The following is a 7444-nucleotide window of genomic DNA, read 5'->3' as shown; positions in this document are numbered from 1 at the left end:
GTGCAGGGGTGTGCGGGGGGGTGCGGGGGGGGGTGTGCGGGGGTGTCCGACCAGGGTCGTTCGTCATCTCGAACGGAGGTCGATGTTCCGAACGTGTCGCGCGCCGAACGTAGAGCCGCCGGGGGTTGAAGTCAACGGCTGGGACAGGAGTCAACTCGGGTTCGTCGCAAGGCCGTTCTTCTCGCGCCGACCGGGCCGGGGGAACGCTCTCGACGCCGTGGGCGGTGCTGTTTAGGATCACGGGCACGGCATCGCGTGTCGGTCACCGTCCGGGTGAGGCATGGAGGTGCCCGTGAGATTGCCTTGCGGAGGCATTCCACACATGTCAGTCGAGTTGAACCACACGATCGTGCAAGCCCGGGACAACCGGGAGTCGGCCGAGTTCCTGGCGCATGTCCTGGGGCTCGAGGTCGGGACCGAGTGGGGTCCGTTCCTTCCCGTGACCACCGGCAACGGGGTCACCCTGGACTTCGCCGCCGTCCCGGCGGGGTCGATCACCATGCAGCACTACGCGTTCCTCGTCTCCGACGAGGAGTTCGACGCGGCCTTCGGGCGCATCCGGCACGCCGGGATCACGTACTACGCCGACCCGCACCTGAAGCAGCCCGGGGAGATCAACCACCATCACGGTGGCCGCGGCCTCTACTTCATGGATCCGGCCGGACACGGCATGGAGATCATCACGCGTCCCTACGGCAGTCACCGGGAACCGCCGACGGAGGCATGAGACGGTGGCAGGCCGGGGCACTCCCCGGCCTGCCACCTCGCCGGGACCCTCAGGCGAGGGCGGCGGCCAGCAGGGCGAAGGCGCCGATGATGACGGCGACCCGTACGTAGTGCCAGCGCTCCCAGCGGTTCAGCTGCTCCTTCCAGTCCGCGGGCCGGTTCCCGGGGGTCCACTCCTTGTTCCGGTTGTTGATCGGAACCAGCAGCAGGACCGACATGACCACGCTGAGGACGAGCAGCGCGGCGGCGGTGACCACGAGGCCGGCGCCCCGGTGGTGCCATCCGGCGACGGCCCAGACCGCGACGAGGACCAGCGAACCGATGTACCAGACCGGCATGACGGCACCGAGCATCCGGCCCCCGTGGGCGTGACCGAGCTGACCGGCGTCGCCGGGGAGTGCGTTGAGGATCGGGTTCATGACGAAGGCGACGGAGAACTCCACTCCCACCATCACGCCGACGACCACGACGGTGAACACCTCGAATGCGCTGAGCATGACGACGACCTCTCTGGGATCTAGCGTTGCTAGCAGACAATGCAACGCTAGTACTGCCGATGCTCACTTGTCTAGCAGTGCTAGGATCGATGCATGTCGGTACAGGAACGCAAGGAGCGCGAGCGGGCGAACCGCGAGCGCCTCATCGTGGCGACGGCTCGCGAACTCGCCGAGCAGCAGGGCTGGGACGCGGTCACCACGCGCCGGCTCGCCGAGCGCATCGAGTACAGCCAGCCCGTCCTCTACAGCCACTTCCGCGGCAAGCGCGAGATCATCGGCGCCGTCGCCCTCGAGGGCGCCGCCGAGCTGGCCGTCGCGGTACGGGCCGCGACCGCCGCCGCGGACGGTCCGCGGGCCCGGGTCACCGCCCTCGCCCGCGGCTACCTCGACTTCGCCGAGCGCAATCCGGCGGTCTACGACGCCCTGTTCCAGCTCAACAACGGCCTGCCGTACGCGCAGGAGGACACGCCGGAGCCGCTGAAGGACGCCTTCGCCGCACTGCTGGAGTGCCTGGGCGAGGTCGCCGGTGCGGGCGTCGAACCGGGGCTGTACACCGAGCTGTTCTGGGCGTCCCTGCACGGCCTCGCCACCCTGACCCGGGCGGGACGGCTGCCGCCGGCGGACACGGAGCAGAGGGTGGAACTGCTGGTGGACCGGCTCGCCGGGCTCTGACGCACCGTCCCGGCGGGCACGCGGTCACGGCCTGACGGCGGCTCCGGCAGCGCTCCCCAGGGGGCGCGGCCATCGCGCGACCGGCGGCCACGCGTCGCCACCGGGACCACTACCGAGCCGCCCGCGGCACCCACCCCTCCGGCCGCAGCATCCCCACGAGCAACCGGACCAGCTCCCCCACCACGTCGTCCAGCGACGCGTCCACCCACCCCGCACTCCAGTCGTGCAGCAACCCGTTCACACTCCCGATGAACGCGGTCGCCGCCAGCCGGTAGTCGCGGGGCGCCGCGTCCCCGCGCGCCACCGCCGCGTTCGCCTCCGCGCATATCAGCTGCACCCAGCGCGCCCGCCGCGCCAGGCGCTGCTCCTCCAGCCGGGGACTGACCCCGATGATCTCGACGAACGCGATGCGAATGCGCCGCGGATCCGACGTGACGTCCCGCGCGTACGCGCGGAACAGCACGGTCACCCGCTCGACCAGCGGCAGGGCCTCGGCCTCCGCGAGAGCGTCCCGCACCGCCTCCTCGGCCCACCCGTTGACCTCCAGGTGCAACGCGGCGAGCACGTCCTCCAGGGTGTGGAACTCCTCGTAGAACTGACGGGTCGACAGGCCCGCCGTCTGGCTCAGCGCGGCGACGGTCGTGGCGCGAAACCCCGGTGCCGCACCGAAGAGTTGAAGCGCGGCGTCCAGGAAGCGCCGACGCCGTTCAGCCTTGCGTTCCTCGGCGGACCGGCCGCCGTAGCGACCCGTCGGCGCCTTGAGCCTGCCCGCCAAGATTGCCCCCTCCGTCGTCCACCCGTTGGCCAATTTTGTCGTGTACGCCTCTTGTGGAGTAAGCCCACCTCTCCTTACTTTTCAGTAAGTTCGCTTTGAACGCGCACGTGTTCAGATTCCGCGACCCGCGACCGCACGCGCGCCCCCACACCCCCCATCAGAGGAGAGAGCAGTCATGCCTGCCTTCAGACCCAGGCACCTTTGCTCCGTGGCCGCCGCCCTCGTCCTGACCGTCACCGCGCCCGCGACCGCCGCCACCGCAGCGGCGGACGCCTCCCTGCGCGAGGTGCTGTTCGTCGGGAACAACTGGGACGGCACCGCGACCGTCCTGAACTCGACCGGCGACTTCGCGAAGGTCGGCCAGCTCAACGTGATCCCCGACAAGGACGCGCGGATCGCCGAGATCAACGCCGACCCGATCAAGTGGATCTACTACACCTCCATCCGGAACGAGGTCGGCCAGGGCCACGACCAGTACGTGGACGACATGTACTCCACCCCGGACGGCAGGTCGGTGGTGGTCTCGCGTCCCAGCTTCGCGGACGTCGTCTCCATCGACCTGGCCACCGACAAGATCAACTGGCGCTTCCCTGTGGCGGGTTACCGCGCCGACCACATGGCTGTCTCCCCCGACGGCACCAAGGTCGCGGTGTCGGCCTCCACCGCGAACAAGGTGCAGGTGCTGAACATCGACACCGGTGCGGAACTGGGCGAGTTCAGCACCGGCGACAAGCCGCACGAGAACGTCTTCAGCCCCGACGGCAAGTACATCTGGAACATGTCGATCGGTGAGGTCACCACGTCCCTCGACGACCCCGCCTGGGACTGGACCAAGGGCGACCGGCACATCACCGTCGCCGACGCCACCACCTACAAGCAGGTCAAGACCATCGACATGCGCGCCCGGCTGGACGCGTTCGGCCTCAAGGACTTCTCGGACGCGGTCCGGCCCGCAGCGTTCACCCCCGACTGGTCGAAGATGTACTTCCAGGTGTCCTTCTTCAACGGCTTCCTGGAGTACGACATCGCCAGCGACAAGATCACCCGGGTGAAGACGCTGCCGGCCAACCCCGCGACCAGCACGGACCGCACCACCTGGCTCCTCGACTCGCGCCACCACGGCATCTCGATGAAGCCGGACGGCACCAAACTGTGCGTGGCGGGGACGATGGACAACTACGCGACCGTCGTCGACCGGGCCACCCTCCAGGAGGGTCCGCTCATCACGGCGTCCACCCCCTACTGGGCCACGGTCAGCGGTGACGGCAAGGACTGCATCATCTCCGAGAGCGGCGCCGACCAGGTGACGGCGATCGACTTCGGCACCGGCCAGAAGGTCACCTCGGTGCCGGTCGGCGACCACCCGCAGCGCGTCCGGCTGGGCCATGTCCAGGCCGACTGGACGGGCGCGTCGTCGAGTTGACGCGCCCTCACCCACTTCGGCCTCCGGGGTCAGGCGGGACCCCGGAGGCCGAGGCACTGCTCAGAACTTCGCCGCCACCCAGGCGGCCAGCTCCGCCCTGGCCGCGTTCAGCACGGTGGTGCCGGGCGAGGTCGCCCCGTTGGTCACCAGCGCGAAGTGCAGCACGCCGGAGTCCGAGTCGGTGAGCAGCAGTCGGCGGCTGCCCGTCCCTCCCGGTTCGGCGGCCACGCCCACGGGGGTCGAGGACGTGTACGCGGGCGGCCCGTAGGCCGTGCCCAGGTCGGAGACGACGGTGGTGGACGCGGTCGGGAAGGAGGCCGGGAGGTGGAGTTCGGTGGGTGCGGTGGCGCTGCCGGAACGCCAGACCTGGAGGGCGTACTGGCCGGAGCCCACCAGGGCGGCCACGTTCGGCAGCGAACTGGGCACCGGGTTCCAGGTCAGGGTCGTGGAGCCGTCCCGGGAGCGGTCCTCGTAGGTGAAGGCGAGCGTGGCGCCGGAGGTGGCGCCCGGGTAGATCCGGTCGAGCAGCCGGGCGTCCTGACGGAGCGTCACCGTACCGCTGTCGTCCATGTTCACGGCCGAGAGGTCCTCGTCGTTCCAGGCGTCGCCGGAGGTGAGGACCTTGCTGGCGTTGTCGTTCATCAGCTCGTGGTGACGGCCGTTGTAGATGTCCCACTGCCACTGGGTGCTGGAGAGCACCGGGCCCGAGGAGGCCGGTGTGGACCACCAGTTCGCCCCGGAGAGACGGGAGTCGAGGGCCTGGTACATGGCCTTGTCCACGGTCGGCGCCTTGCCGGCGGTGGTGCCGGACAGCGGGTGCCCGAACTCGCTGACGACCGCGGTGGTCCCGGCGGCCGAGGCACGGTCCCGGATGGTGCCGAAGTCGGTCGAGTACTGGCCGTCGGCGGCGTTGCCCCACATCAGGACGCCGGAGATGGCCTTCTGGTCGTAGAAGTGGGTGTTGAAGACATAGCGCGAGCCCAGGGTGCCCGCGTCCAGCAGGCCGCCCTCCTGGTTGGTGACGTTGCCGTTCCAGTAGAGGTTGGGCTCGACGAGCGCGGGCTTGCCGCTCCAGCCGGCGGCGTCCATCCGGGCGCGGAACTTCTGGTAGAAGGGCCAGAGCCGGTTCTGCTCCCAGGTGCGGGAGGTCTCGCCGGAGTCGTAGGAGCCGGCGTACGGCTCGTTGTAGGGGTCGAAGCCGACGACGCCCGCGAACTCGTCGGACGTCAGATGCCCGGCCAGGTAGGTCATGGTGGTCTGGGCGGTGGCCAGGAAGTAGTCCTGGAGGCCGTAGTTGTTGTGCCAGAAGTCGTACTGGGCCTTCTGGACGGCCGCGTTCTGGGTGATGTTCTGGCCCCAGAAGAGACAGATGCCGCACGACTCGGCCGGGTAACCACCCAGCGCCACCGCCCACTTGGGCGCGCCGTCGCCGGTGTACCAGCTGCCCGAGTTGAACAGGTAGCGGGAGTAGAGGTCCTGGTGGAAGTCGGGGAAGACACGGATGCCGGCGTCGAGGAACGCCTGCATCTGCGCGGTCACGGCGGCCAGGTAGGTGGTGCTGACCTGGCCCTGCACGGGTTCGGCGTACGCCCAGGAGAGCAGGAAGCGGACGGCGTTGCCGCCACCGAGGGCCCGCAGCGCGGTGGCGGACTTCTTCGCGTCGGCGACGGAGGCGAAGGGCAGGCCGCCGTTCTCCGCCAGCTTGGTCTCGCCGGAGACGTTGTAGCCGCGCAGTACGACCTCACGGCCCTGGCCGTCGACGAAGCGGCCGTTCTGCACGGTGAGCGGGGTGCCGTCGAACGAGAGGGAGTCGGACGGGGTGGCTGCGGTGGCGGACGGGGCGCCCGCCACCGCGAGGAATCCGCAGAGGACAACCAGGACAACGATCAAACGCGCCCGGATACTCGTCATGTTCATTACAGTCCGGTGATTTCCGGACACCGTCAATACTTCTGACTCATGAGTAAGTTGAATACCTGCCTGGCACTTGGCGCTCACCCGCCCACACGACCGGTCACGTTCAACAGATACTCCTTGCGGTCGAGCGGGTTGTGGTCGGTGCGCGGACGCTCGGGAACCGTCCCGTGTGCCACCGGCGCGTAGTGGTCGAAGGCGCTCTCCAGCTCCCCCTCGCCCCGGGTCAGACCGGGCAGCAGCTGTCCCAGCCGGTGCACCCGGGCGGCGGGCACCGCGCCCTCCAGCACGCAGAGCGCGCCGTGTGTGTCCGTCCTCCGGGGCAGCGCGCCGAGCCGGGTGAGCACCGGGAGCAGCGCGCCGAGCGTGTCCACGGGGGCCTCCAGACGGAACCGGTGCATCGGCTCGTGCACCCGGGTGCCGGCCCGCCGCAGCGCCTCGGTCAGCACCAGCGGGGTCAGTCCGCGGAAGTCGTGGCCGGTGCTCGACATGCTCTTGTCGAAGCGCTGGTGGGCATGGCTCTGCCGGGGCGAGTAGCCGGAGTGGGTCATGGTCACCGTGCAGTCGGGGATCCGCCAGCCGTGCAGGCCCTGGCCGAGGCTCTCGCGCACGGTGTCCTCGACGGCCTTGAAGAAGGCGTACGGCATCGAGCCCAGCTCCACCTCCAGGCCGAAGCCGACGCCCGAACCGACCGGTGCCGGCGCCACCCGCAGGCCCACCGTCGCGAGGAACGGGTTGCCGTCCTTCTTGTTGAACTCGACGGCCGCTCCCGTCCCGGCGAGCCGCTCGACGTAGACGGTGGTGGTCTCCCGGAAGGTGACGTCGAGGCCGTACTCGTCGGCGAGGGTCGCCTGGACGACCTCCTTCTGCACCTCGCCGTAGAGGGAGACGGAGGTCTCCTTGCGGACCTCGTCGTGCCGGACGTCGATCAGCGGGTCCTGCTCGGCGAGCTGGGTGAGGGCCAGGTGCAGGGCGCGCCGGTCGGTGCCGGGGCCCGGGACGACGACGGTCTCCAGGGTCGGGGGCGCGAAGTGGTGCTCGTACGCGCGGGCCGGCCGGCCGAGCGCGTCGCCGATCCGGACGCCGCCGAGCCCCCACACCTTGACGATCCGCCCGGCACCGGCGCTGTCCCGGCGCTGCTCGGCGCCCCGGTCGAAGACGGCGACCCCGGTGACCCGCCCCTTCGCCCGGACACCGGTGCCACCGCCCTCTTCCCGCGCCCCGGCGCCGGAGTCGGGGCCGGGGCCGGGGCCGGGGTCGGGGTCGGGGTCGGGGCCGGGGCCGGGGTCGGGGCCGGGGCCGGGGCCGGGGCCGGTGTCCGTCCCGAACGGGATCCGGTCCCGCACCCGGAGGGTGCCGGAGAAGATCCGCGCGTAGGCGATCTGCTCGCCCGCCGGGCCCCGCTCCACCTTGAAGACCGTGCCGGAGACCGGGCCC

6 protein-coding genes and 1 pseudogene are annotated in these 7444 nt (G+C 70.3%); 3 read left to right on the top strand and 4 right to left on the bottom strand.

Annotated elements, in window-relative coordinates; translation table 11 throughout:
- The first annotated feature begins 322 nt into the window (after nucleotides 1-322).
- Nucleotides 323-727 carry a VOC family protein gene (locus tag AAW13_RS41830; RefSeq protein ID WP_046734636.1) on the top strand — a complete coding sequence of 135 codons (405 nt, stop codon included), beginning with the start codon at nucleotides 323-325 and terminating at the stop codon, nucleotides 725-727.
- 49 nt (nucleotides 728-776) lie between these two features.
- Here the strand turns inward: AAW13_RS41830 and AAW13_RS41825 are convergent, their stop codons facing one another.
- Nucleotides 777-1223 (bottom strand): anthrone oxygenase family protein, encoded by a 447-nt coding sequence (locus AAW13_RS41825; RefSeq protein ID WP_046734635.1) that lies wholly within the window; start codon nucleotides 1221-1223, stop codon nucleotides 777-779.
- A gap of 93 nt (nucleotides 1224-1316) precedes the next feature.
- Here AAW13_RS41825 and AAW13_RS41820 point away from each other — a divergent pair, with 93 nt between their 5' ends.
- Nucleotides 1317-1895: a TetR/AcrR family transcriptional regulator gene (locus tag AAW13_RS41820; RefSeq protein ID WP_046734634.1), complete on the top strand. Its 579-nt coding sequence runs from the start codon at nucleotides 1317-1319 to the stop codon at nucleotides 1893-1895.
- 109 nt (nucleotides 1896-2004) lie between these two features.
- On the opposite strand, the gene AAW13_RS41815 is transcribed toward AAW13_RS41820, so the two are convergent.
- Nucleotides 2005-2670, bottom strand: a complete 666-nt coding sequence (locus tag AAW13_RS41815) for a TetR/AcrR family transcriptional regulator (protein WP_046734633.1) — start codon at nucleotides 2668-2670, stop codon at nucleotides 2005-2007.
- A 175-nt stretch (nucleotides 2671-2845) separates the two neighbouring features.
- On the opposite strand from AAW13_RS41815, the gene AAW13_RS41810 reads away from it, so the two are divergent.
- Nucleotides 2846-4093, top strand: a complete 1248-nt coding sequence (locus AAW13_RS41810) for a YncE family protein (protein WP_046734632.1) — start codon at nucleotides 2846-2848, stop codon at nucleotides 4091-4093.
- Between the two features lie 60 nt (nucleotides 4094-4153).
- Here the strand turns inward: AAW13_RS41810 and AAW13_RS41805 are convergent, their stop codons facing one another.
- Together AAW13_RS41805 and AAW13_RS41800 are read right to left on the bottom strand one after the other, a co-directional pair.
- Nucleotides 4154-6010: a cellulase family glycosylhydrolase gene (locus AAW13_RS41805; protein WP_046734631.1), complete on the bottom strand. Its 1857-nt coding sequence runs from the start codon at nucleotides 6008-6010 to the stop codon at nucleotides 4154-4156.
- Between the two features lie 77 nt (nucleotides 6011-6087).
- Nucleotides 6088-7444 (bottom strand): annotated as a pseudogene (locus AAW13_RS41800) (GTP-binding protein); the annotation flags it as partial.

Source organism: Streptomyces humi (assembly GCF_001005085.2).
Lineage (GTDB): Bacteria > Actinomycetota > Actinomycetes > Streptomycetales > Streptomycetaceae > Streptomyces > Streptomyces humi.
Note: the sequence above shows the minus strand (reverse complement) of the source record. Positions and strands in the feature narration are given on the sequence as shown.

Coding starts and splice junctions, on each gene's coding strand:
- AAW13_RS41830 (WP_046734636.1), top strand. CDS start 323: ATGTCAGTCGAGTTGAACCACACGATCGTGCAAGCCCGGGACAACCGG.
- AAW13_RS41825 (WP_046734635.1), bottom strand. CDS start 1,223: ATGCTCAGCGCATTCGAGGTGTTCACCGTCGTGGTCGTCGGCGTGATG.
- AAW13_RS41820 (WP_046734634.1), top strand. CDS start 1,317: ATGTCGGTACAGGAACGCAAGGAGCGCGAGCGGGCGAACCGCGAGCGC.
- AAW13_RS41810 (WP_046734632.1), top strand. CDS start 2,846: ATGCCTGCCTTCAGACCCAGGCACCTTTGCTCCGTGGCCGCCGCCCTC.
- AAW13_RS41805 (WP_046734631.1), bottom strand. CDS start 6,010: ATGAACATGACGAGTATCCGGGCGCGTTTGATCGTTGTCCTGGTTGTC.